Source organism: Nocardioides sp. (assembly GCF_024509035.1).
Classification (GTDB): domain Bacteria; phylum Actinomycetota; class Actinomycetes; order Propionibacteriales; family Nocardioidaceae; genus Nocardioides.
The window spans coordinates 1-1,787 of record NZ_JANINT010000373.1 but is presented as its reverse complement, the minus strand read 5'-3'; the positions used below and the strand labels follow the sequence as shown (position 1 = coordinate 1,787).

4 protein-coding genes are annotated in these 1,787 nt (G+C 75.4%); 2 read left to right on the top strand and 2 right to left on the bottom strand.

The features are described from left to right. Positions 1 to 399 (top strand): DnaJ C-terminal domain-containing protein (locus tag Q0L15_RS21490; RefSeq protein WP_296606809.1); only part of this gene is annotated, 399 nt, incomplete at its 5' end. A 1-nt stretch (position 400) separates the two neighbouring features. After that, the gene (locus tag Q0L15_RS21485; protein ID WP_296606807.1) at positions 401 to 838 is read left to right on the top strand and encodes a helix-turn-helix transcriptional regulator; all 438 of its coding nucleotides are present in this window, start codon (positions 401 to 403) and stop codon (positions 836 to 838) included. Here the strand turns inward: Q0L15_RS21485 and Q0L15_RS21480 are convergent, their stop codons facing one another. Together Q0L15_RS21480 and Q0L15_RS21475 are read right to left on the bottom strand one after the other, a co-directional pair. After that, positions 839 to 1,426, bottom strand: coding sequence for a HAMP domain-containing sensor histidine kinase (locus Q0L15_RS21480; RefSeq protein WP_296606806.1), 588 nt, complete (start codon positions 1,424 to 1,426; stop codon positions 839 to 841). It abuts the gene before it with no gap. After that, on the bottom strand, positions 1,423 to 1,787 hold a 365-nt coding region (locus tag Q0L15_RS21475), incomplete at its 5' end, for a hypothetical protein (protein ID WP_296606804.1). The genes Q0L15_RS21475 and Q0L15_RS21480, both read right to left, overlap by 4 nt.

Sequence of the window (1,787 nt, the reverse complement as noted above, 5' to 3'; positions counted from 1 at the left end):
GGCAAGGGCGCGGCCGGCGAGAACGGCGGCCCCGCCGGCGACCTGTTCGTCACCGTCAAGGTCTCCCCGCACCGGCTGTTCGGCCGCAAGGGCGACAACCTGACCCTCGACGTCCCGGTCTCCTTCGACGAGCTGGTGCTCGGCGCGGAGATCCGGGTGCCGACCCTCGGCGGCGCCCCCGTGACGCTCAAGGTCCCGGCGGGCACGCCCAACGGCCGCACGTTCCGCGTGCGCGGCAAGGGCGCGACCAAGGCCGACGGGACCAAGGGCGACCTGTTGGCGACCGTCGAGGTGACGGTGCCCGGGACGCTGCCCGCCGACGCGCGGGCGGCCGTCGAGGCCTACCGGGCCGCGATGGCCGACCGGCCGCTGCGGTCCAAGCTCTTCGAGGAGGCGTGACGTGCCGTCGCGCCGCCCACCCTTCGAGCCGCCGGGCCCGGACGCGGCGGTGTTCGTCATCAGCGTCGCCGCCGAGCTGAGCGGCCTGCACCCCCAGACCCTGCGCACCTACGAGCGCATGGGCCTGATCACCCCGGACCGCACCGGTGGTGGCGGTCGCCGCTACTCACCGCGGGACATCGAGCTGCTCCGTGAGATCTCCGAGCTCACGTCGTCGGGCATCGGCATCGAGGGCGTGCGCCGGATCCTCGACCTCCAGAACCGCGTCGCCGCCCTCGCGGCCCGCAACGAGGAGCTCGTGGGCGAGCTCGAGGCGACCCGCGAGGCGCTGCGCCAGGCGCTCACGCCCCGGCGTACCGACGCCGCCGGCAACAAGCTCCCGGTGCTGCGCCGGCCCGAGCCGGGCCAGTCCGTGGTGGTCTGGCGGCGTAACCGGTAGTCAGACCGCCGGCAGCTCGATCGTGAACACGGCGCCGCCGTCGGGCCCGGGCGCGTACGTCGCGGTGCCGCCCTGCGCCTCGGCGAGGGTGCGGACGACGTGCAGGCCCAGGCCCGTGCCGGTGACGGTGTTCGTGTCGGCCCGGGCGAACTCGCGGTACAGCCGGTCGCGGAACTCCTCGGGGACGCCGGCACCGTGGTCGGCCACGTCGATCGCCACGCACGGTCCGGCCGGCCGCACCCGCACGTCGATGGGCGGCCGGCCGTACTTGCGCGCGTTCGAGAGCAGGTTGCTGAGCATCTGCTCGAGCCGCAGCGGGTCGGCGCGCACCATCCGCTGGTCGGTCACGTCCACGCCGGCGTCGTACCGGCCGGCGAGCACCGCCACCACCACGTCGGCCGGGCGGACGTCGCGCACCTGGAGCGTCAGCGTCCCGTGCCGCACCTGGGCGGTGGTGAGCAGGTCGGTGGTGAGACCGTCGAGGATCCGGGCCTGACGGATCATCGCGTCGGTCAGCTCGGCCATCGCGTCCGGGTCGAGGTCGTCGGCGTCGACGCGCTCCAATGTCTCGGCGGCCCCGCCGATCACCGTGACCGGGCCGCGGATCTCGTGTGCATCGCGATCGCCCGGCGCAGCGCGGCGGCGTCGGCGGCGGTCTGGTCGAGGTAGACCAGCAGCGCCGACGACCCCCGCCGCAGCGTGGCCTGCACCTGCAGGTCGCCGATCGCGACGTCGAGCGACATGTCCGCGTCGACCCGGTGGCGGGCGACCAGCTCGGCGAGCTCGGCCGACACCCGGGCCAGGGGTACGCCGGGGGTGAGGGCGTCACCCAGCAGCAGCCGGGCGGCGGCGTTGGCGTACCGCACCGGCAGCGCGTCGTCGTCCCCGACCTCGAGGACGGCGACCGGCGCGAGCTCGGCGAGCTCCGCGCCCGGCGGCGCCTCGGCGT